Consider the following 21,202-nt stretch of genomic DNA (forward strand, 5'->3'; position numbering starts at 1 on the left):
CTCCATCAAAAAATGAAAAACTATAATCCCGACAAAACAAACGACTAGCACATTCATATAAATCTGCTACATCATCCGTCATGCCAAAACAAAAAATTTGGCATCAACAAACAGACACGCTATTGAGATCTCAAACAACACGCGCACTCAGCGATCCGCACCCTTCCGGGCCTTCTCTCCGAGGCAACCCCTAAAGCTTAGGAGCAACCGGTTCCCCATGTCAACTCGGCACCCTGTGATCTGGGCTACCGCCGAAACTGACTATTAGATTAACCGGAGCACCCGATCCCATCCGAGAAACCAGAAACAACATTTCCGATCCCCCGAACCTGTCGGCCGGGCACGAGGTAATAACTTACGCACCCCGAGCCCCCACGTCAACTCCACAGCCCCTGGTCAGAGCGTGTTCTGCACCACGTGACGTGGGGCGCTCGGCCCCGTCCGAGCCTGAGGGCCCTCACGGTGCCCTCAGGTCCTGGGCACTTGTGCCTACCGGACACCGCCTCCGTGCCCGCTGGCGGCATCGGGTCCCTGCGTGGCGCCGTCCCTGCGCCAGCGGCGCATGACGCCGAACTTGGTGACCGTCGCGATCACCATCGAGCCGCCCAGGATCACCGTCTGCACGGCGGTGGGGGCCTGCGGCCACGTGCTGTCGAGCAGCAGGAGCGCGCCGGCGCTGAGCGCCCAGGTGAGCACGAGCAGGGCCAGGCCCTGGAGCTGATGCCACAGGGCCCCTTCGCGCTCACGGATCCCGAAGGTCCAGGAGCGGTTGGCGCTCGTGTTCACGATGGTCGCGACCAGCAGCGCGAGGACGTTCGCCGCCTGCGCTCCCATGCCGAGCAGTCCGTGCAGGGCGGCGAAGCCAGCGAGATGCAGCAGCGTGCTCGCGACTCCCACGGCGGCGAAGCGCATCACCTGTCCGCCGGTCTGCCCCGAGGGCATGGTCCGTCCCAGTCGGCCACGGATCCCGTCGACCTCGAGCTCCCCCGAGCGCAGCGAGCCTCGGACGCGCAGCACGCCCCGGATGTCGTCGAGGGCCGTCCCCACCAAGTCCACCCGGGAGTCGGGGTCGTCGTACCAGTCGACGGGCACCTCGTGGATGCGCAACCCGCTGCGCTCGGCGAGCACCAGGAGCTCCGTGTCGAAGAACCAGGCGGGGTCCTCGACGAGGGGCAGGATCTCCCGGGCGACGTCGGCGCGGATCGCCTTGAACCCGCATTGCGCATCGGTGAAGCCGGCGCCGAGCGCGACCGACAGCCCGGCGTTGTAGCAGCGGGAGATGAACTCGCGCTTGGTCCCACGCACCACTCGTGACGAGCGGTGCAGGCGGGTGCCGATGGCGAGGTCCGAGTGCCCCGACATGAGGGGCGCGACGAGGGGCCAGAGGGCGTCGAGGTCCGTCGAGAGGTCGACGTCCATGTAGGCGAGGACGAGCGCGTCCGACGCGGACCAGGTGGACTTGAGCGCCCGCCCGCGTCCCTTCCGGTCCAGGTGGACGGCGCGCACCCGATCGGGCATCCGCTCCTCGAGCTCGGCGGCGATCTCCCGCGTGCCGTCCGTGCTGCCGTTGTCCGCGACCGTGATCCGGAACGGGTACGGGAAGGTCGAGCGCAAGTGCCGGTCCAGGCGCTCCACGCACGCCTCGATCGTGTGCCGCTCGTTGAGGACCGGGACCACCACGTCCAGCACCGTGGTCCCGGGCTCCGCGCTCACCAGGGGACGCGCCTGGGGCTGGTCCTGGGGTGTCTGCGCCGAGGGGTCGTGGCCCCCGGCGCGGGAGTCCGGGGCGGTGTCCGCGTCGTCGGCCCCGGCGGAGAGGCTGCCCGCGCTTCGTGCGAGGTCCAGGGTCATGACGCCTCCTGGGTGCTCGTGGAGCTCGAGACGGGCTGGGTGAGGTCGTAGAACGTGGAGTCTCCGATGGTGACCTCCTTGTAGTTCTCGCTCGCCCACTCGACGATCTCGCTCGCGGAGTCGGAGCCGCCGTTCTGCTGGCCGAAGCCGCTGCTGGCGAGCAGGTAGTGGATCTGGCCGTCCTCGACGTACTGCTGGAACTGCTCGAGGGTGGGGCTCGGGTCGGATCCGTTGAACCCGCCGATGGCCATCACCGGCTCCTCGGTCGCGAGCTGCATGCCCGCGGCGCTCTGGCTGCCGACGGCCGCGGCGACCCAGGTGTACTGATCGGCGTCGGCGGTGAGGGCGTCGACGACGTCCTGGTCGGGCTCGGTGGCGTCGAGCAGTCCGCTCATGCCGCCGCCCCCGCCTCCGCCGGGACCGCCGCCCATGGCTCCTTCGGCACCGCCGGCCGACGGCATCTGGCCCTGCTGCGACTGGCCCTGCTGGGACTGCTGCCCCTGGCTCGACTGGCCCTGCTGGGACTGGGAGGACTGGCCGGGAGGAGTACCCATTCCGCCCTGGCCGTTCTGGTTCTGACCGTTCTGGCTCTGGCCTGTCGTGCCCTGCCCGGTCTGGCTCTGGCCGGTCTGCCCGGTCTGGCCCTGGCCGCCGGGGAAGCCCTGGCCTCCGCCGGGTCCGCCCTGGCCGCCGCCCTGGCCTCCCGGGCCTCCGCCCATGCCGCCGGGTCCGCCGCCCATGCCTCCCATGCCGCTGGAGACCGTCGGCCCCGCGGTGATGATCGAGCCCGTCTTGGCCGTGGTCACCGTGCTCACCGCGTAGGCTGCCTGGCCGGCCCCGGCGCTCACGATCGCGCTGGCCAGCAGGGCAGCGAGCAGCGCCCTGCCCATGCGGTGGGCGAAGAGCACGCCGAGCGCGGCGAGGATGCCCGTGGCGAGCACGAGGATCGCGAGCCACTGCCCGTACTCCGTCTGGCGCTGGAGGAGCACGAAGCCCCAGACGCCGGTGGCGAGCGCGGCGAGCGCGAGCCCGATCCTGGCGAGCCAGGTGCTGCGGCGCTGCCACAGCTCCCCCGCTCCGGCGCCGACCATCACGGCGATCGCCGGCGACAGGGCCACCGTGTAGTACTGGTGGAAGATCCCGGCCATGAAGGAGAACGTCAGGAAGGTGGCGAGGAACCAGCCGCCCCACACCATGTGGGAGGCCCGGCGCATGTCGGTGCGCGGAGCTCGTCGGCCCATCCACAGCGCGAGCACCACGAGGATCAGCGCGGCGGGGATGAGCCAGGAGATCTGGCCGCCCAGGTCCGAGGAGAACAGCCGGGCGAGCCCGGTCTCCCCGGAGGAGGGCCCCCCGCCGCCCACCGATCCGGTCTCCTCGCCGTTGATCCGGCCCAGGCCGTTGTACCCGAAGGTCAGCTCGAGGAACGAGTCGTTCTGGGAGCCGCCGATGAAGGGCCGCCAGCTCTCGGGCACGAGCTCGACGATCGCGACCCACCAGCCCCCGGCGACGACGAGCGCGCCGACCGCGGCGAGCAGGCCCAGCACGCGTCGGCGCCACGTGGTCGCGGCGAACAGCATGAAGGCGAGCCCGAAGAAGGGCACGACCAGGAACGCCTGCAGCGTCTTGGTGAGGAAGCCGAAGCCGATGAACACGCCCACCAAGGCCATCCAGCGGATCGAGCCCTTCTCGATCGCGCGCAGGGTCGCCCAGGCGCCGAGCGCCATCAGCATCACCAGCAGCGCGTCGGGATTGTTGAAGCGGAACATGAGCACCGCGACCGGGGTGATCGCCATCGCGGCGCCGGCGACCAGGCCCGCGCCCACGCCGAAGTACCGCTTCACCGTGCGGTCCACGAGGAGCACGGTGCCGATGCCCATGAGCACCTGCGGCAGCAGGATCGCGATCGTGTTCAGCCCGAACAGGCGCACGGAGAGCGCCATCAGCCAGAGCGAGGCCGGCGGCTTGTCCACGGTGATCGAGTTCGCCGCGTCGGAGGAGCCGTAGAAGAACGCCTTCCAGGACTGGGACCCCGCCTGCACGGCCGCGGAGTAGAACGAGTTCGCGTACCCGTTGGCGCTGAGGTTCCAGAAGTACAGGATCCCGGTCGCCACGAGCAGCCCCAGCAGGGCGAGGCTCGTCCGCGGCGACTCGTCGAGCACCCGCCTGCGCGCGGCCTCGAGCCGGTGCGGGGGCTTCGCGGTCGCCGCGCCCGGGCTCGCCGCCCCGTCGGCGGCGGGCGTCGTCCGATCGTCTGGTGAGGACCCGGGGCTCGAACCGTCCCCGGTCCGCTTCTCATCGGTGGTGGTCATGGCGGGAAGACTTCCGGCCGGGCCTATGGATCTGCTGTGCCCCGGGCATGGTGCGCGTATGTGCCGGGCGCCTCACCTCACCGCCCGGCGACAGCACGGTCACAGCGGATCCATAGCCCCGCGGGCGAGCGTCGTGTCATGGACATGATCGACACCTCGATGACCGCCTCCGTCCACGTCGTGCAGGAGGCCGCGCAGACGACGACCGAGCAGGCCCTCGCCGACCCGGCCCCCGAGCCCACGACCTCGCCCGCGCGCACCCCCGTTGCCTGGGCGGGTGCGAAGCCCGCCATCGGCGCGGCGCTCGCGGTCTCCCATGAGCAGCGCTCCGAGGAGCCCCGTGCGGACGCGGCGGGCCGGCACCGGCGCACCCTCGAACCCTGAGTCCCGGTGCACGTCGCCCCCGGCGGGCTACGCTCGCCTGAGCCGCACCCCCGCCGAAGGAGACGAGATGGCCCTGCACGAGTTCACGTTCCCCTCCCGCAACGGACGCGACGAGATCCATGCCTGGATCCACGTCCCCGTGGCCCCCGCGCGCGCCGTCGTGCAGATCGAGCACGGGCTCGGCGAGCACTCGCGGCGCTACCAGCGGCTCATCGCGCGTCTCCTGGATGCGGGGATCGTGGTCGCGGCCGACGACCATGCCGGTCACGGAGCCACGGCCGTCGCCTCAGGCGTCTGGGCGGACACCGGCGAGGACGGCCTGGAGACCGTGATCGCCGACGAGGAGACCCTCCGCGAGAAGGTCACCTCGATGTTCCCCGAGCTGCCGTACGTCGTCTTCGGCCACAGCTGGGGCTCGATGATCGCCCGCGCGCAGGCCGCGCGGCACCCGCAGGGCCTGGCCGGATTGGCGCTCGGCGGGATCGCCGCCGGGATGCGCTCGATGCGGACGTTCGACCGCCACGCCCTGGACCGGGCGATCGGCGCGGGCGACGGCGCGAGCAGCGGCGAATCCTTCCTGCCGAGCCTCTTCGACGGCTTCCTGGACCGCTACGACGACGTGCGCGGGCCGACCGACTGGGTCGCGCGCGATCGCGACGTGGTGCGCGACCACGGCTCCGACCCGCTCAACGGCTTCGGGACGCCCATGTCCCTGCGCTTCGTCCGGGACTTCGTGGGGCTCTACGACGAGGCGAACGCGCCCGAATGGGCCGCGCGCATCCCCCGCAGCCTGCCCGTGCTGATCCTCTCGGGAGACCAGGACCCCGTGGGCGGCTTCGGGGAGGGCGCGTACGGCGTGGCCACCTCACTGGTCGAGTCGGGGACGCGCGATGTCACCACCCGCGTGTACACGGGCTTCCGCCACGAGGTGCACAACGAGCCCGAGATCCGCGACGAGGTCGCGGACGAGATCGTCGCCCTGGTGGAGCGCGTCGCCGGCTGACGACGCTCCGCAGCCTGCGGGAACGGACGAGGGCGCCGCATCCGTTCAGGATGCGGCGCCCTCGTGCAATGGGCCGTCGGACCGGAGACCGGTCGGGACCGGACCGGGCCGGGCGTCAGACGCTCGGCGCGGACTCCGGGGCCTCGTCGGCCGGCTTCTGCGCGATGGTGCCCGTCTTGAGGGAGGCGAACATCTCGTCGAACTGCTCGCGGGCCCTGGCCGGCGGCGCAGGCGTCACGAGCGAGACGACGACCGCCACCAGCAGGTTGAGCACGAAGCCGGGGATGATCTCGTAGAGGTGCTCCCCGCCGAACAGGTTCCAGGCGACGTCGGGCGCCTCGGCGCCGAGGCCGCCGCCCCACCAGAACGCCACGATCGCACCGACGATCATGCCGGCGAGGGCGCCGGGCATCGTCAGGCGGCGCCAGAACAGGCACAGCAGCACGAGGGGCCCGAAGGCGGCGCCGAAGCCGGCCCAGGCGAAGGACACGAGGTCCAGGATCGAGCTCGAGGGGTCCAGAGCGAGCAGCGCGGCGATCAGCGAGATCACGAGGACGCCGGCGCGTCCGCCCCAGAGCTTGGCCGCGGGGCCGATCGAGCGGTTGAACGCGCCCACGATGTCCTCGATGAGCGCGGAGCTCGTGACCACGAGCTGGCTCGACATCGTCGACATGATCGCGGCGAGCACCGCGGCCAGCAGGATGCCCGCGAGCAGCGGGTGGAACATGATCTGCGCGAGGTCGAGGAAGACCGACTCGCCGTTGGTCTTGTCGGTGAGCAGGGCGTCGCCGTTCTGCTGGAAGTACGCGAGTCCGGCGAGGGCGGTGAAGATCGCGCCGAGCACGCAGATGATCATCCAGCCCACGCCGAAGGTCGCGCCGTACTTCGCGTCGCGCGAGGAGCGCAGCGCCATGAAGCGCACGATGATGTGGGGCTGGCCGAAGTAGCCCAGGCCCCAGGCGAGCGAGGAGATCACGCCGATGGCGGTCGCACCGCTCGTCATGGAGGCGAAGTCGGCGTTGACCTGGCGCACGGAATCGAACATCTCGACGGGGCCGCCCACGGAGAACATCGCGACCGCGGGGACCACGATGAGCGAGATGAGCATGATGACGCCCTGGACGACGTCCGTGTAGGTCGCGCCGAGGAAGCCGCCGAACAGCGTGTACAGCACGGTGACGCCGGCGACCAGGAGCATTCCGACGAGGTACGGGCCGCCGAAGAAGGACTGGAAGAACACGCCGCCGGAGACCATGCCGGAGGAGACGTAGAAGGTGAAGAACACCAGGATCACGAGCCCGGCAACGATGCGCAGGGCGCGCGTGCGGTCGAACAGGCGGTTGCCGAAGAAGCTCGGGACCGTGAGGGAGTCGTCGGCGATCTGCGTGTACTGGCGCAGACGCGGCGCGACGAGGATCCAGTTGAGGGCCGCACCGACGGTGAGGCCGACGGCGAGCCACGCCTCGACCAGACCGCTCATGTAGAGCGCGCCCGGCAGCCCCATGAGCAGCCATCCGGACATGTCCGAGGCGCCCGCGGACAGGGCCGCGGTGAAGGGGTGCAACTGGCGACCGCCGAGGATGTACTCGTCGCCGCCCTTCGTCTTGCGGAAGGCGTAGAAGCCGATGCCGAGCATCGCGAGGAAGTAGATCGCGAGCGCGATCAGCTTGAACGTGAGGTCCATTGCCGTGCCGTTCTGGTCGGGGACAGGGACAGGGATGCCCTGCACGGTAGCGGCATAAGGAGGCGCGCGTCACCGCGGCTCCCCCGTTCTCCCCCGCTCCGGACGGCCCGGGCGCCTGTGAGACGCCTCGCGATCACGCCCGGCTCCTCCTGGTCACAGCGGTGTGATCACGGAGCGAGCAGATCGACCTCGCTGTCTCCCCGCAGCACGGCGAGTCCCCGCCGTGCGCGTGACGCGCCCCACGGACCGAGCAGGTCCAGCTCCTCCGCGTCCGCGAGCATCCAGTCGTCGAGCTCCGCGGCCTGCGGAATCACGTCGGCCTCGAGCCGCGCGGCCGGGACGACGCCCGCGTCGAACAGGAAGTGCGCGCCCATCGGAGCCCCGACACGTGCCCGCGAGGGCACCCAGTGCACGGCGAGCAGGCGGCCGATGGGGAGATCCAGGCCGAGTTCCTCGCGCACCTCTCGATGGGCGCATGCGCGGGCGTCCTCCCCCGGGTCGACGCCCCCGCCGGGCAGGAGCCAGTGGTCGCGGTAGTTCGGCTTCTCGATGAGCACGCGGCCGTGCTCGTCGCACAGGATCACCGCGCCCGACGTGATGACCTTCGGGAGCGAGTCGAAGTAGACGGCATCGGGGAGCAGCTCGTTCATGGCGCCATCCTCACAGACCCGAGCGGCCCGCGGACGCACCCGCCCGTCGTGCGCCGAGCGCCCCCACGAGCGTCGCGAGGCTGAGGGCGATGAGCACGAGCGCGGGGTGCCACCAGGCCTGGCCGGTGGCGCCGCCCAGCGCGGCGGTGAGCAGGGGGACGAAGCCGCTGAGGGTCGCGGCGATCGCGTAGGCGAAGGACAGCGCCGAGTACCGGAAGCGCCCTTCGAACAGGTCGTTCATGAGTCCGCCGAGCGCCGCCCACGACATGGTGGGAAGGATCCCGCCGATCACCATCATCGCGACGAGCACGCCGAAGGTCGCCGAGGGCAGCAGCGCGTACATCGGCAGGGCGATGAGCGCGGTGCCGAGCGCTCCGATGCCCACCACGCGGGCCGAGCCGATGCGCGTGGCGAGCAGGCCGAACAGCGGGATCGTCACCAGCTGCAGGAGGGAGCCGATGGTCGTCGCCGTCAGCAGCTGCAGGAAGGGATAGCCCAGCTGCTCAGCCCCGTAGTTCATGGTGTACGTGTTCATCAGGGAGTACGAGCCGATGCCCAGCAGCGCCGCGAGCACCGCGGTCCCCAGGGCGAGCGGCCGCGAGCGCAGCATGTCGAGCACGGGGACGCGGTCGCGCGAGCCGTCGGACCTCAGCCGGGTGAAGACGGGCGTCTCGTCGACGCGCATCCGCAGGTACAGCGAGACCAGCAGCAGCGGGAACGCGAGCAGGAACGGCACCCGCCAGGCCCAGTCGGCGATCGCGGACTCGGGCACCGCGGCGATCAGAACCAGGTAGACGGCGGCCGAGAGGATCGAGCCGACGGGCGAGCCCAGCTGCGGGATCGCCGCGTACAGCGCGCGGCGCAGGGGCTTCGCGTGCTCGGCCGCCAGCAGCACCGAGCCGCCCCACTCCCCGCCCAGAGAGAGGCCCTGGGCCAGGCGCAGCACCACGAGGCCGATCGCGCCCAGCCAGCCCGCCTGCGCATAGGAGGGCAGCAGGCCGATGAGCCCGGTGGCGACGCCCATGATCCCGACGGTCCACAGCAGCGTCGCGCGCCGGCCGAGCCGGTCGCCCATGTGCCCGAACACGATCGCGCCGAGCGGCCGGATCACGAAGCTCACGGCGATCGTGCTGAAGGAGGCGAGGGTCGCCCCGGCCGGACCGAGCGGCTCGAAGAACAGCGGGCCGACGAAGAACGCCGAGAAGTACGCGAACAGGTAGAAGTCGAACTGCTCGAGGGAGGTGCCGACGAGCGAGGCCCAGGTGACCCGGCGCGCCTCGCGGGGGTCGGCGGGTCCGGCCGAGGTGGCGCCGACGACGGACTGGGGCGCGGCGTCGGCCGTGGGGACGCCGACGGGCCGGGTGGGATCTGCGGGCATGGTGCTCCGTTCACGGGTCCCGTGCCGGGATCGAGCACAGGTCAGGTCACCCTAAGCTCGCGGGGCGCACGGGTGGACGCCCGGGCGATGTGGGCCACAGGGCGCACGGCGCCGGATCACGCGGGACCGGCACGGAGCGGCCGAGCCTCAGGATCGGGCCCCATGCACGAATGGTCAGGTTCCGTGCCGGAACATCGCGTTCCCGGCACGGAACCTGACCATTCGTCGGGCCCGCTGTCCTCACGGGCCGGCGGTCATCGCGGGGCCCGCGGGTCAGTTCTCCTCGAGCGACCCGTCGTAGGCGCAGATCGCGTCGACCTTCGCGGCCGACGACGAGTTCGGGTCGAACTCCAGGTCCAGCCACACGTCCACCAGGGCCTTCGCGGACTCCAGGCCGATCACGCGCTCACCCATGCACAGCACCTGCGCATTGTTCGACAGCACCGAACGCTGCACCGAGTACAGGTCGTGCGCCGTCACCGCACGGATGCCCTTGACCTTGTTCGCCGCGACCGCGACCCCGAGACCGGTGCCGCAGACCAGCAGCGCACGGTCGGCGTCACCGGCGGCGACGAGCTCGGCGGCCTCGACCGCGACGTTCGGGTAGTAGGTGCCGTCCTCACGGCCGGTGACGCCCACGTCGGTCACGGACTCCACGCGCTCATCGGCCTCGAGGACCTTCTTGAACTCTTCCTTGTATCCGAATCCGGCGTTGTCTCCGCCGACGACGATCCTCAGTGCCATGTTCTGCTCCTGTTCCTGCTCGTGATGCGGGGTATGGGGTTCGGGACGATTATCCGTGCAGCGCCGGGCGGTGGTCCCGTGAGGTCCGACGGCCCGGACCCGGCGTGCTCAGGCGAGCTGCTCGCCGAGGCGGGCGACGATCCGCGAGAACGAGACTGCTCCCGGGTCGGGCGTGCCCACGGACTTGTCGCCGAGCACCCGGGCGCGGCCCAGGTGGGCGGCGATGTCGCTGGTGCCCTCGGCGGCCTCGGCCGCCGCCGCTGCTGCGGTGGAGATCGCGGCGCCTGCGGCCGCGAGGTCCTCCGGGGTGCCCGCGGATTCGAGGGACTCCCGGAAGGGCACCATCGCGTCGACCATCGTCTTGTCGCCGACCTTCGCGCCGCCCAGGCGCTCGACGGCCTCGATGGCCTGCACGATCCCGGCCACGAGCTGCTCGGGGGTGACCGCGGTGTCGTCCGCGAGCGCGCTGCCGAGGCTCGTGAACGCGGCCCCCCAGAGGGCGCCGGAGGTGCCGCCGGCCTCGGCGGACCAGGCGGAGCCGCCCTGGACGAGGACGGTGCGTGCACCCGCGCCTCCGTCGGCCGCCTTCTCCGCGGCGGCACGGGCGGCGCGCACGCCGAGCACCATGCCCTGTCCGTGGTCGCCGTCGCCGGCGACGGCGTCCATCTTCCCGAGCTCGGGCTCCCATTCCTCGAGCTTCTCCTGCAGGTCAGCGAGGATCTCGACGATCCGCGCGGCGCTGCCGCGGGAGTCCTCGGACGCGTCGGGGATGGGGTCCTCGCCCGGGGTGTAGATCTCGCCGCGCTCCTCGCCCGCCGGCCCCTCGACGACCACGCCGCGGCGGAAGGCGGGGGTGTCGGCCGGGGCGAGCCAGAGCTCCTCGAGCTCCTCGTCAAGGCGCATGACCGTCAAGGACAGACCAGCCATGTCGAGGCTGGTCACGTGCTCGCCCACCTCGGGGCGCACGATCGTCAGCCCCGCCTCACCGAGCATCCGCGCCACGTGCGCGTAGACGACGAACAGCTCCTCGTACTTCACGGTGCCCAGGCCGTTGAGGACCACGGCGGCGCGCGTCGAGTCCAGCTCGGGGGTCTCGGCGAGGACGCCGTCGACCAGGCGGCGGGCGAGGTCCTCGGCGCTGGGCATGTCGACCTCGTCGATGCCGGGCTCGCCGTGGATGCCCAGGCCGATGGCCATCTTCCCCTCGGGCACGTGGAACAGGGCCTCGTCGGCCCCGGGGATCGTGCAGCCGTCGAAGGCGACGCCGAGGGAGCGCGTGGCGTCGTTCGCCTTCCAGGCGAGGCGCTCGGCCTCGGCGATGTCCGCGCCGCCCTGGATCGCGGCGCCCGCGACCTTGAAGACCACGAGGTCGCCGGCGATGCCGCGGCGGTCCCGGTGGTTCTCCTCGGAGTTCGAGGCGATGTCGTCGCTGACCTTGACGATGCGCACGTCCACGCCCTCGGCGCGCAGCTTCTCCGCGGCGACGCCGAAGTGCAGGACGTCGCCCGCGTAGTTGCCGAAGCCGAGGATCACGCCGCCGCCGTTCTCGGCGTTGCGCGCGACCGAGTACACCTGGTCGGAGGACGGCGAGGAGAAGATGTTGCCGCACGGGGCGCCGTGGGCGAAGCCCGGGCCGACCCAGCCGGCGAAGGCCGGGTAGTGGCCCGAGCCGCCGCCGACGACGAGCGCGACCTGACCCTCGGGCGTCGCGTCGCGGCGCACCACGCCGCCGTGGACCTGAGTGAGCTCCTCGGGATGGGCGGCGACGAGTCCCTCGACCGCGGCGGCCGGGAACTTCTTCGGATCATCGAACAGGTAGGTCATGGGGTGGTCTGCTCTCTGCGAGGGAGGAACGGATCAGGAGGTGTGCTCGGGGCCGACGGTCGCTGCCTCAGGCGGCGGTGTAGCCGCCGTCGACGCTGAGGACCGAGCCCGTGACGAAGGTGGAGGCCTGCGAGGCGAGGAAGACCGCGGCGCCGGCGAGCTCATGGGGCTCGCCCGGCCGCTTCATCGGCGTCATGAGGTTCCACTGGTCGATCTGCGGACCGCCCTCCTCGTAGAACCCGCGGGTCAGCTCCGTGCGCATGTAACCCGGCGCGATCGCGTTCACGCGCAGCCCGCGCTCGGCCCACTCGCAGGCCGCGGAGCGGGTGAGGTTGTGGACGGCCGCCTTCGAGGCGTTGTAGGAGGCCTGCTTCTGCGGGATGTTCGCGATGATGCCGCTCATGGAGCCGGTGTTGATGATGCTGCCGCTGCCCCGCTCGAGCATGTGGCGCGCCACGGACTGCATGACGTGGAAGACGGCGTCGAGGTTCAGCCCCATGACCGCACGCCAGTTCTCCTCGGTGACCTCCTCGAGGGGCTGGTGGATCGTGCGCCCCGCATTGTTGAGCAGAGTGTCGATCTTCCCGAGGTCCGCGACGACCCGGTCCACGAGCGCGTCGACCTCGGCGAGGTCCATGACGTCGCAGTGGTAGTAGCGCACGGTGCGGCCGGTGGCCTCCGACAGCTCTGCGGCGGCCTTCTCGCCGGTGGCGTCGTCGATGTCGGCGAGCGCGAGGTCGCTGCCGTGCTCGGCGAGGCCCTTGGCCATGGCGAGTCCCAGGCCCTTCGCGCCGCCGGTGACGAGGGCGACGCTGCCGCTGAGATCGAAGAGGTCTGTGCTGGTGGACATCGGGTGTTCCTTCCGTGGGGTGCCGGGGTGCGTGCGGGTCCGTGGGCGGAGGTCAGTCCTCCACGACCGGCCCGTGCAGGCGCGGCTGGTGGACCTTGAGGAAGAAGGTCATGGTGAAGGCGCAGGCGTAGAGCAGCACGAAGGCCCAGACCACGCCGACGTTGCCGCCCCACGGGCGCACGATCGCGACGACGGCGCTGCCCAAGAACGTCGCGCCGCCCGCGGCGGTCGTGTACATCGCCATCGCGGCGCCCTTCTCCTTGGGGGCGATGGCCGGCATGATCGCGCCCAGCGGCACGAAGCCGGCGAGCAGGATGCCGAAGACGGTGCCCGCGGCGACGGAGACCGCGAAGCCCCAGTCGGAGCCCGCCGGGACCATGTGCGGGACGTACCACCACAGCAGCAGGCCGATGGCCGAGCCGACGATGCCGAACCAGCGCACCGTCTTCACCCAGCCGACCTTGTCGCCGAGCGCACCGAAGGCGGCGTTGAACAGGATGTTGCCGGCGTAGACGATCGTGGTCATCACGAGCCACTGGGACTGGCTCCAGCCCAGTCCGCCCTGGTCGGCCGTCCCGTAGATGACGTTGGGCAGGATGATGAACATGCCGAACTCGGGCGCGGTGTTGATCAGGCGCGTCAGGAAGCCCATGGCGATGCGGCCGTTGGTGAAGGTCAGGCGCAGTCCGGAGAGGATCACTCCGGCCCCCGACTCCCCCGCGGGCGCCAGACGCCGCGAGCCGTGCTCCTCGTGGACGCCGAAGCGGGCGATGAGGAAGCCGATCAGCACGATCACCGTCGAGGCGAGCATCGTCCACTTCTCGCCGAGGAATCCGCCCCCGAAGCTGGGGATCAAGAAGAAGGCGACGAGCGAGCCCAGGGTGGGCAGGCCGCCGGTGAACATGACGTAGAACCATCCGACCGCGGCACCGTTGCGCTCCTTGTCCACGACGTGGTTGATCCACACCAGGAAGGCGAAGGCGAACAGCGGGAAGCCGAACCCGCGCAGGAAGTAGCTGGCGCCGACGAGGAACGTCGACTCGAGCTGCAGGGAGCCGAGGAAGGCGAGCTCGAAGACCACCCAGACGCCGAAGCCGATCGCCATCACGCGGCGCGGGCCGATGAGATCGGAGAGGGCGCCGGCGAGGTAGGAGCCGACGAGCACGGCGAGGCTGTACATCGCGATGATGGTCGCGGCGAGATTGGTCTTGTCGTCGCCGCCGCCGAAGGTGTTCGCGATGTGCGGGGAGACGAAGTTGGACTCGACGCCGTTGCCGGTCATGAAGATCAGCACGCCGAGGAAGCCCCAGCGCAGCGGGTGCGGGATCCCGAGCCGATCGAGGAAGGACTCGCGCTCGCCGCCGGTCACGGGGGGAGCTGCCGGTTCGGCTGCGCTCATGGGGACACTCCTTCGTGTGGGTCACAGGCTCGGCGGCGCGCGCGAGGCGCTGCCGCCGTGACAGACACTAGGGACCCACCCGAACATACGTCAAGCACAAATGTTCGGGCCGCGCAGGGCTGAGCGGCCCGGGTGCCTTCGCGTGCGCCCGGACCGCTGGAGGGACCGCCTCCTCAGCCGCTGTAGGTGAAGGCCTCGGTCATCTTGTCGACATTGTCCTCCGTGATCAGGATGCAGTCGAAGGCCTGCTTCTCCTGCTCGGGCTCGGTGCCGTCGGCGACGAGCGCGTGGGCCATCTCGACCGCCTTCGCGGCGAACTGGGCGACGGGCTGCAGCACCGTGTACGCGAGCTCCCCGGCCTTGATCGAGTCCACCGCGTCGGGAGAGCCGTCGAAGCCGCCCACGACGATCCCGTCGAAGGCGTTCGCCTCCTTGAGCGCGGCGATCGCCCCGAGCGCCATCTCGTCGTTGCCCGAGATGATGCCGTCGATGTCGGGGTGCGCCTGCAGCAGGGACTGCGCCTTGTCGTGCCCCTTGGTGCGATCCCAGTCGGCGACCTCCTGACCCACCTTCTTGAGGTCCGGGTACTGGCTGATCGTGGTCTCGTAGCCGTTGGACCGGGTCTGGGCGTTGTTGTCCGAGGGCAGCCCGAACAGCTCGACGTACTTCCCCTTCTCCTTCATCCGCTTCACCCACTCCTGCGCGCCGATCGCGGCGCCCTGGGCGTTGTTGGAGACGAGCTGGGACTTCGCGACGCCGGCCTCGTTGACCTCCGCGTTGACGAGGAAGACGGGGATGCCGGCCTGGTTCGCCTTCTTGATCGTGCCGATCGAGCCGTCGGCGTTGGCCGGATCCAGGATCAGCGCCACGGACTTGTTCGAGATCGCCGTGTCCACGAGCGTGTTCTCGGTGTTGGTGTCGCCCTTGTGGGCGCCGACGGTGGTCGTGTAGCCGAGCTCCTTCGCCTTCGCCGCCGCGACGTCGCCCTCGGTCTTCCAGTAGGGGTTCGAGGGGTCGTTGACGATGATCGTGATGAGCCCGCCGGCCTTGCCGCTGCCGCCGCTTCCGCCGTCCGAGCCGGAGGCGTCGTCCGAGCCGCTCGAGCAGGCGGCGAGTCCGGCCGTCGCGGCGCCGATGCCGAGAGCGGTCAGGAAGATCCTGCGTTCCATGGTGGGTGTCCTTTCCAGGGGCGCGCGTCCGACGCGGACATCGCGAGAGGGGATCCGGTCGCGGGTCACGACCGGTTGTCAGGGGTGTCGGAGGAATCGGGAGCAGCGGAGGCATCGGGGCCGTCGGGGGATTCCGGGGCCGACCGCGCAGCAGGGACCGACGGCTCCGCCCCGTCGACCTTCGCGGACCCGTCGGCCTTCACCGCCTCATCGCCCTTCGCCGTCCCCGGTGCCGCGCCGAAGCGGCGGCCGGTCCGACCCGGGCGGCCGTACTGCAGGGAGTTCAGCAGCACGGCGATCACGATGACGGCGCCCACGAAGACCGTCTGCCAGTAGGCGGAGACGCCGATGATGACGAGTCCGTCGGAGAGGAAGCCGATGACGAAGGCGCCCAGGAGGGTGCCGCGCACGGTGCCGCGGCCGCCGGAGAGGGCCGCGCCGCCGATGACGACGCCCGCGATCGCGGTGAGCTCGTAGGTGTTGCCGGCGGTGGGGCTCGCGCTCGTCAGGGTCGAGGCGAGGATGAGGCCCGCGACCGCCGAGCACAGGCCCGAGACCACATAGACCCACACGGTCACCGTGCGCACGGGGACGCCGGAGAGCTGGGCGGCGCGCTCGTTGCCGCCGGTCGCGTACAGCCAGCGGCCGAAGGTGGTGCGCCCCAGCACGAGCGCGATGACGGCGGCGACCACGACCATGATGAGCACGCCCACGGGGATGCCCAGCAGGCGGTTGAAGCCGAGCCATTCGAAGCCCGTGTTGCCCAGCGACTCGTCGCCCGAGAGGTCGTTGACGGTGCGGCCGTTGGTCATCAGCAGCGCGGCGCCGCGCACGACGTAGAGCATGCCCAGGGTCGCGACGAACGGGGCGACCTTGAACTTCGCGACGAGCACCCCGTTGACCAGTCCGATGAGCGCGCCGAGCGCGACGGAGACCAGCACCGCGACGGGCACGCTGGGGTACAGGGTCACGCCCAGGAAGTGCAGGGGCACGCCCTTGAGCAGGAAGCCCGCGATGACGGCGGTGCATCCGAGGGTCGAGCCCACGGAGAGGTCGATGCCGCCGGTGAGGACCACGAGCAGCATGCCCAGGCTCAGCAGCGCGTAGATCGCGACGTGCGAGGCCATGATCAGCACGTTGTCGACGGTCAGGTAGTTCGGGGAGAGCAGCGAGAACACCACGATGATGAGGGCGAGCGCGAGGAACGCGCGGCCCTCGACGAGCAGCTTCGAGATGTCGAGGCCCCGTCGGGGTGCTGCCGTGGCGGTGGTGGAGGTCATGGGAGTCATCCGTTCGCGGGAATGAGGCGGGAGGCGGGCGGGAGCGGGTCCGGGCGGGTGCGGCTCCGGGAGCGGGTCAGAGGGCGACGGCCTCGCCGGAGGCGGCCATGACGTCGGACTTGTCGGCGGTGCCGGGCTCGAACTCGGCGGAGATGCGACCGCGCCGGAGCACGACGATGCGGTGGGCGATGCTGAAGCACTCCTCGACCTCGGAGGTCGTGAAGAGCACGGCGAGGCCCTCGCGGGCCTTCTCGGCGAGCAGCGCGAAGACCTCGGCCTTCGCACCGATGTCGATGCCCCGGCTGGGCTCGTCCAGCAGCAGCACCTCGGGGTCGGTGGCGAGGATCTTGCCGATCACGACCTTCTGCTGGTTGCCGCCCGACAGCGCGCCGATGGCCACGCGCGGGCTCGAGGTCTTCACGGTGACCTCGCGGACCATGCGCTCGGCGAGCGCGCTCTCCTTCGAGCGGGAGAGCAGGCCGCGGCGCAGGAACTGGCGGATGCTCGCGAGGGTGAGGTTCTGGCCCACGTCCATGGTCTGCACGAGGCCCTCGCGCTGACGGTCCTCGGGCACCAGGCCGATGCCGCGGCCGATCCGCTCCCCGATCGTCTCCTGGTCCAGGGCGCGCCCTTCGTGGAGGATGCGGCCGCCCGCGACCTCGCCGCTGCCGGCGACGGCCTCGAGCACCTCGGTGCGCCCGGCGCCCATGAGCCCGTACAGGCACACGATCTCGCCGCGGCGCACATCGAGCGAGAGGCCGTCGACGACGGCCCGCTCGGGGTTCTCGGGGTCGCGCACAGTGAGGTCCTCGATGCGCAGCACCGGATCTCCCAGCTCGTAGCCCGTGGGCGGGGAGCCGAGGTCGAAGTGCTCGCCCACCATGTGCCGCACGATCCACGGCAGGTCGATGTCCGCGCGATCGCCCGCGGCGGTCATCGAACCGTCCCGCAGCACCACGGCGCGGTCGGTGACCTGCAGGGCCTCCTCGAGGTGGTGGGAGATGTAGACGATCGAGACCCCGCGCGACGTCAGCGACTCGATGATCTCGAAGAGGATCTCGACCTCGCGGGCGGCGAGCGCGGAGGTCGGCTCGTCCATGATGAGGATGCGGGCGTCGATCGAGAGGGCGCGCGCGATCTCGACGATCTGCTGCTGTCCCACCCGCAGGTCGCCGACGAGCGTGGACGGGTCCACGTCCAGCCGCATCTCCTGCAGCAGGGCGGCCGTCTGCCGGCGCTCCTCGGCGAAGTCGACGCCGCGGGGACCGGAGATCTCCCGGCCCAGGAAGATGTTGTCCCGGATCGAGAGGTTCGGGGCGAGGCTCAGCTCCTGGTGGATGATCGCGATGCCGTGCTCGCGGGCCTCAGTGGTGTCCGCGAAGGTCACCGGCTCCCCGTCCAACAGGATCTGCCCCGAGGTGGGCTGCTCGACCCCGGAGAGGATCTTCATGAGCGTGGACTTGCCGGCGCCGTTCTCCCCGAACAGGGTGGTGACGCTCCCCCGGCGCACGGTGAAGTCGACGCCCTTGAGCGCGCGGGTGCCGCCGTAGGTCTTCACGACCTCGCGGGCCTCGAGGACCACGTCGCCGGTGTCCTCGCGCCCGGCGGCCCCGTCGACCCCGTCGACCGCGTCGGCGCTCATCACGAGACCTCCAGGTCCGAGGGCGTGACGAGCCAGCCCTGCGGGTTGATCGCGGTGAAGGCGCCGGTGACGGTGACGGTCTTCCCGTCGAGGTCGCCCGCGGGATCGAGGACCTGCTTCTTCATCTCCTCGTTGAGCGCCGCGCCCGCGTCCTGGTACTCGATCTGGTTGGTGAACTGCCCGAAGCCCAGCGTCCCGGTCGCATCCCTCAGATCGGTGCCGTTGATCGCGGGGCCCACCTGCATGCGCACGCTGACGTCCTTCGGCATGCCGTCGACGGCGACCTCGCAGATGCCGGATTCGCAGTCGTGGACCTTCCCGGTGAAGGTCGTCGCGTAGACGGTGTTGCCGGCGGACTCGACGCCCTCCTTCTTCGCGGCCTCGGGGTCCTTCTCGATGGACGTCGCGAGGTCGGGCGCGGCGACGGCCTTCTCGGCGATGCCCTTCTGGATGGTCGGGAAGGTCTTGGGCCCGTAGGTGGCCTTGTCGAAGGCGGCGGGGCCGGAGGCGACCTCCTGGCCGTCGGGCACGACCTTGGTGCCGGCGACGACGAGGATCACCGCGAGCACGGCGATGATCACGCCGATCCAGCGGCCGAGGTGCCTCTTCTTCGGGATGGTCGCGCGGCGTGCGGCAGGGCGCGCGGCGGGGGCGGTGCTCGTCATGGAGCAGCCTTCCTGTGCGGGCGCCGGGGTCGTCGATGACCCGGGGCGCAGGAGGAGGGAGGAGGAACGAGCGGGATGCTCGGGCGGCTCGGCGGTGAGCCGCGGGGCGCCGGCGCAGCGGCCGACGGGAGGACTGGGTCGGCGCGGCCGGACGCGATCAGCGATGATCGCGCCCGGCGCCGCCGTCCGGGAGGGGCCTGGTCCGGCTCAGCGACCGGGGAGGATGGACACCTTCACCGAGGAGCCCGCGGAGTCGCCGACCTTGTCGAGGGCCTCCTGGAACTCGGCGAGCGGGTACTGGTGGGTGCAGATGTCGTCGAGCGGGAGCTCACCGGACTCGATGATCTTGATCGCGGCGGGCCAGCAGTGCGGGCCGAGGTGCGCGCCCAGGACGTCGAGCTCCTTGTCGTCGGAGATGATCGACCAGTCGACGGACACGTTGTCCTTGAACACCGAGTACTCGACGTAGCGGCCGAGCTTGCGCAGCAGGGTGAGGCCCTGGCTGACGGCGCTCGGGTGGCCGGTGCACTCGATGTAGACGTCGGCGCCGTAGCCGCCGGTGAGGTTGCGGATCTCCTCGTAGACGTCGACCTTCGAGGGGTTCAGCGTGAGGTCGGCGCCGCACTTCTTGGCGAGCTCGAGCTTGTGGTCGTCGAAGTCGAGGGCGATGACCATCTTCGGGTTCTTGTGCACGGCGCCGATGATCGCGCCGAGGCCGATGGGGCCGCTGCCGGCCACGACGACCACGTCGTCGAAGGTCAGCTGGGCGCGCTCGACGGCATGCAGGGAGCACGAGAGCGGCTCGGAGAACGCGGCGTGGTGCGGCGGGACGGACTTGTCGACCTTGTGGGCGCGCGCGAGCGGCGGCACGATCATAAACTCGGCCATCGCGCCGTCGTAGTGCTTGAAGCCGAACATGTCGTGCGGGCCGCACATCCAGTACCAGCCGCGCTGGCAGTACATGCACTCGCCGCAGGGCACGATCTGCTCGCAGGCGATGCGGTCGCCGACCTGCACGCCGTGCAGTGCGAGGGCCTCGTCGGAGCCGGCGACGACCTCTCCGACGAACTCGTGGCCCGGGGTGATGCCGGGCTGGACCCAGCGCTCGCGGTTCTCGTCGCCCCAGAACTTGGTGGCGCCGTGGTAACACTTGAGGTCGCTCGCGCACACGCCCACGGCCTCGACCTTCATGAGCAGCTCGTCGGGTCCGGGCTCGGGGACGTCGAGGTCCTCCAGGCGGTAGTCCTCCGGCGCGTGCATGACGACGCCCTTCATGGTCTTCGGGAACTCGCTCATCACCGATCTTCTCCTTCGAAACGCCCGGTCAGCGTGATGTCGTGGCTCACACTAGGAGGCGCGAGCACAAACGTCAAACACATTTGTTCGCGACGTGTGTGCGGAGTCGGCCGACCCCGGTCAGAGCGCCGCGGCCAGCACGGCCTCGGCGGTCGCGGCGTCGGTGACGAGGGTGGAGACGAGCCCCGCGCGACTCGCGGCGAGGATCGAGGGGGCCTTCTCCGCGCCCGCGGCGACGGTCACCAGGTGCGGGATCCGGCGCAGCTGCTCGAGGCTCGGGCGCACCAGGCGGTCGGCCCCTGGGAACCCGACCTCGCGACCGGCGGGATCCAGGAAGTGCAGGCAGATGTCGCCCTCGGCGCGCGCGAGCGACGAGTCGCCGCGCGGCACCACCGAGGTCAGGCTCGACCGCGAGCGGTAGGGCGCGCCGACGCCGGTGACCGCGACCCGTGCCCGGTCCCAGAGGTCGGTGATCTCGCGGTAGCTCGGATCGGCCTGCAGCGACTCCCACAGGCTCGCGCTGGGCAGGGCCGGGGCGAACATGAACCGCGGCGTCGCCCCGGTGCGGTCGGCGAAGCGGCGCACGAGCTCGTTGGTCTGGAACCACGGGTCGCTCTCCTGCTGACCGCCGACGGTCGGGGCGACGACCACGCCCGAGAGGTCCGGCAGGCCGGGAGAGTCGCAGACGGCGTGGACGGTCTTCCCCGAGGAGAGCAGCAGCGCCTCGCCGGAGCCGAGATCGAGGGCGCGCAGCTCCTCGCCGAGCAGCTCGCCGAGACCCTTGAAGTCCCGTTCGTGCTGGTCGCCCGGTGCCACGCGCACCTCGCGCACGCCGAGCAGGTCCCGCACCTGGCCCGCGAGGGAGCGCACGTCGACTGCCGAGGGGTCGAGCACCTCGAAGCGCACCATGCCGATGCGCCGCGCCTCGGTGAGCAGCTTGCTGACCGTGGGACGGGAGATGCCGAGCCGCTCGGCCACCTCGGCCTGTCGCAGGTCGTCGAGGTAGTAGGCCGTCGCTGCGCGGTGCAGGAGGGGGAGATCCATGTCGGTCTCGAGCACCGTGACTCCTTC

17 protein-coding genes are annotated in these 21,202 nt (G+C 70.9%); 2 read left to right on the forward strand and 15 right to left on the reverse strand.

Translation table 11 applies throughout. The features are described from left to right. Window positions 1–489: 489 nt before the first annotated feature. Both ACFQ53_RS15255 and ACFQ53_RS15260 read right to left on the reverse strand, forming a co-directional pair. Window positions 490–1,851 carry a glycosyltransferase gene (locus ACFQ53_RS15255; protein ID WP_377861130.1) on the reverse strand — a complete coding sequence of 454 codons (1,362 nt, stop codon included), beginning with the start codon at window positions 1,849–1,851 and terminating at the stop codon, window positions 490–492. Next, entirely contained in the window at window positions 1,848–4,163 is a 2,316-nt protein-coding gene (locus ACFQ53_RS15260; RefSeq protein WP_377861131.1) for an ArnT family glycosyltransferase, read from the reverse strand. The genes ACFQ53_RS15255 and ACFQ53_RS15260 overlap by 4 nt, the downstream gene beginning before the upstream one ends. Window positions 4,164–4,301: 138 nt before the next feature. Here ACFQ53_RS15260 and ACFQ53_RS15265 point away from each other — a divergent pair, with 138 nt between their 5' ends. Beyond that, window positions 4,302–4,547, forward strand: coding sequence for a hypothetical protein (locus tag ACFQ53_RS15265; protein WP_249477422.1), 246 nt, complete (start codon window positions 4,302–4,304; stop codon window positions 4,545–4,547). A 67-nt stretch (window positions 4,548–4,614) separates the two neighbouring features. Next, window positions 4,615–5,550: an alpha/beta fold hydrolase gene (locus ACFQ53_RS15270; RefSeq protein ID WP_377861133.1), complete on the forward strand. Its 936-nt coding sequence runs from the start codon at window positions 4,615–4,617 to the stop codon at window positions 5,548–5,550. Between the two features lie 115 nt (window positions 5,551–5,665). Here ACFQ53_RS15270 and putP read toward each other — a convergent pair whose 3' ends face one another. From putP to ACFQ53_RS15335, 13 genes are all read right to left on the reverse strand, one after another. Further along, entirely contained in the window at window positions 5,666–7,234 is a 1,569-nt protein-coding gene (gene putP / locus ACFQ53_RS15275; protein WP_377861166.1) for a sodium/proline symporter PutP, read from the reverse strand. Window positions 7,235–7,401: 167 nt separating this feature from the next. Continuing rightward, window positions 7,402–7,884 (reverse strand): NUDIX domain-containing protein, encoded by a 483-nt coding sequence (locus ACFQ53_RS15280; RefSeq protein ID WP_377861135.1) that lies wholly within the window; start codon window positions 7,882–7,884, stop codon window positions 7,402–7,404. A gap of 10 nt (window positions 7,885–7,894) precedes the next feature. Beyond that, window positions 7,895–9,262 (reverse strand): MFS transporter, encoded by a 1,368-nt coding sequence (locus ACFQ53_RS15285; protein ID WP_377861137.1) that lies wholly within the window; start codon window positions 9,260–9,262, stop codon window positions 7,895–7,897. Between the two features lie 273 nt (window positions 9,263–9,535). Continuing rightward, window positions 9,536–10,006, reverse strand: coding sequence for a ribose-5-phosphate isomerase (locus ACFQ53_RS15290; protein WP_377861139.1), 471 nt, complete (start codon window positions 10,004–10,006; stop codon window positions 9,536–9,538). 108 nt (window positions 10,007–10,114) lie between these two features. Further along, window positions 10,115–11,830 (reverse strand): dihydroxyacetone kinase family protein, encoded by a 1,716-nt coding sequence (locus ACFQ53_RS15295; RefSeq protein ID WP_377861141.1) that lies wholly within the window; start codon window positions 11,828–11,830, stop codon window positions 10,115–10,117. 67 nt (window positions 11,831–11,897) lie between these two features. Further along, on the reverse strand, window positions 11,898–12,680 hold the full coding sequence (locus tag ACFQ53_RS15300; RefSeq protein ID WP_377861143.1) for an SDR family oxidoreductase: 783 nt from the start codon (window positions 12,678–12,680) through the stop codon (window positions 11,898–11,900). Window positions 12,681–12,732: 52 nt separating this feature from the next. Beyond that, window positions 12,733–14,079 carry an RbtT/DalT/CsbX family MFS transporter gene (locus ACFQ53_RS15305; RefSeq protein ID WP_377861145.1) on the reverse strand — a complete coding sequence of 449 codons (1,347 nt, stop codon included), beginning with the start codon at window positions 14,077–14,079 and terminating at the stop codon, window positions 12,733–12,735. Window positions 14,080–14,252: 173 nt separating this feature from the next. Further along, complete coding sequence (locus ACFQ53_RS15310; RefSeq protein WP_200503303.1) at window positions 14,253–15,248, reverse strand: D-ribose ABC transporter substrate-binding protein; 996 nt, start codon at window positions 15,246–15,248, stop codon at window positions 14,253–14,255. A 65-nt stretch (window positions 15,249–15,313) separates the two neighbouring features. Then, window positions 15,314–16,528 (reverse strand): ABC transporter permease, encoded by a 1,215-nt coding sequence (locus ACFQ53_RS15315; RefSeq protein ID WP_377861147.1) that lies wholly within the window; start codon window positions 16,526–16,528, stop codon window positions 15,314–15,316. Window positions 16,529–16,604: 76 nt separating this feature from the next. After that, window positions 16,605–18,170 carry a sugar ABC transporter ATP-binding protein gene (locus ACFQ53_RS15320; protein WP_377861149.1) on the reverse strand — a complete coding sequence of 522 codons (1,566 nt, stop codon included), beginning with the start codon at window positions 18,168–18,170 and terminating at the stop codon, window positions 16,605–16,607. After that, window positions 18,170–18,835: a DUF2291 family protein gene (locus ACFQ53_RS15325; protein ID WP_377861151.1), complete on the reverse strand. Its 666-nt coding sequence runs from the start codon at window positions 18,833–18,835 to the stop codon at window positions 18,170–18,172. The genes ACFQ53_RS15320 and ACFQ53_RS15325 overlap by 1 nt, the downstream gene beginning before the upstream one ends. A gap of 207 nt (window positions 18,836–19,042) precedes the next feature. Then, window positions 19,043–20,131, reverse strand: coding sequence for a zinc-binding dehydrogenase (locus ACFQ53_RS15330; RefSeq protein WP_377861153.1), 1,089 nt, complete (start codon window positions 20,129–20,131; stop codon window positions 19,043–19,045). 120 nt (window positions 20,132–20,251) lie between these two features. Beyond that, a complete protein-coding gene (locus ACFQ53_RS15335) occupies window positions 20,252–21,190 on the reverse strand; it encodes a sugar-binding transcriptional regulator (protein WP_249477436.1) in 939 nt (312 codons plus the stop codon). Window positions 21,191–21,202: the final 12 nt, after the last annotated feature.

This window comes from Brachybacterium sp. NPDC056505 (assembly GCF_042794925.1).
GTDB classification, from domain to species: domain Bacteria; phylum Actinomycetota; class Actinomycetes; order Actinomycetales; family Dermabacteraceae; genus Brachybacterium; species Brachybacterium kimchii.

What these genes read in the sequence shown, in the direction of transcription:
- ACFQ53_RS15255 (WP_377861130.1), bottom strand. Translation starts at nt 1,851, where the DNA reads ATGACCCTGGACCTCGCACGAAGCGCGGGCAGCCTCTCCGCCGGGGCC.
- ACFQ53_RS15260 (WP_377861131.1), bottom strand. Translation starts at nt 4,163, where the DNA reads ATGACCACCACCGATGAGAAGCGGACCGGGGACGGTTCGAGCCCCGGG.
- ACFQ53_RS15265 (WP_249477422.1), top strand. Translation starts at nt 4,302, where the DNA reads ATGGACATGATCGACACCTCGATGACCGCCTCCGTCCACGTCGTGCAG.
- ACFQ53_RS15270 (WP_377861133.1), top strand. Translation starts at nt 4,615, where the DNA reads ATGGCCCTGCACGAGTTCACGTTCCCCTCCCGCAACGGACGCGACGAG.
- putP (WP_377861166.1), bottom strand. Translation starts at nt 7,234, where the DNA reads ATGGACCTCACGTTCAAGCTGATCGCGCTCGCGATCTACTTCCTCGCG.
- ACFQ53_RS15280 (WP_377861135.1), bottom strand. Translation starts at nt 7,884, where the DNA reads ATGAACGAGCTGCTCCCCGATGCCGTCTACTTCGACTCGCTCCCGAAG.
- ACFQ53_RS15285 (WP_377861137.1), bottom strand. Translation starts at nt 9,262, where the DNA reads ATGCCCGCAGATCCCACCCGGCCCGTCGGCGTCCCCACGGCCGACGCC.
- ACFQ53_RS15290 (WP_377861139.1), bottom strand. Translation starts at nt 10,006, where the DNA reads ATGGCACTGAGGATCGTCGTCGGCGGAGACAACGCCGGATTCGGATAC.
- ACFQ53_RS15295 (WP_377861141.1), bottom strand. Translation starts at nt 11,830, where the DNA reads ATGACCTACCTGTTCGATGATCCGAAGAAGTTCCCGGCCGCCGCGGTC.
- ACFQ53_RS15300 (WP_377861143.1), bottom strand. Translation starts at nt 12,680, where the DNA reads ATGTCCACCAGCACAGACCTCTTCGATCTCAGCGGCAGCGTCGCCCTC.
- ACFQ53_RS15305 (WP_377861145.1), bottom strand. Translation starts at nt 14,079, where the DNA reads ATGAGCGCAGCCGAACCGGCAGCTCCCCCCGTGACCGGCGGCGAGCGC.
- ACFQ53_RS15310 (WP_200503303.1), bottom strand. Translation starts at nt 15,248, where the DNA reads ATGGAACGCAGGATCTTCCTGACCGCTCTCGGCATCGGCGCCGCGACG.
- ACFQ53_RS15315 (WP_377861147.1), bottom strand. Translation starts at nt 16,528, where the DNA reads ATGACCTCCACCACCGCCACGGCAGCACCCCGACGGGGCCTCGACATC.
- ACFQ53_RS15320 (WP_377861149.1), bottom strand. Translation starts at nt 18,170, where the DNA reads ATGAGCGCCGACGCGGTCGACGGGGTCGACGGGGCCGCCGGGCGCGAG.
- ACFQ53_RS15325 (WP_377861151.1), bottom strand. Translation starts at nt 18,835, where the DNA reads ATGACGAGCACCGCCCCCGCCGCGCGCCCTGCCGCACGCCGCGCGACC.
- ACFQ53_RS15330 (WP_377861153.1), bottom strand. Translation starts at nt 20,131, where the DNA reads ATGAGCGAGTTCCCGAAGACCATGAAGGGCGTCGTCATGCACGCGCCG.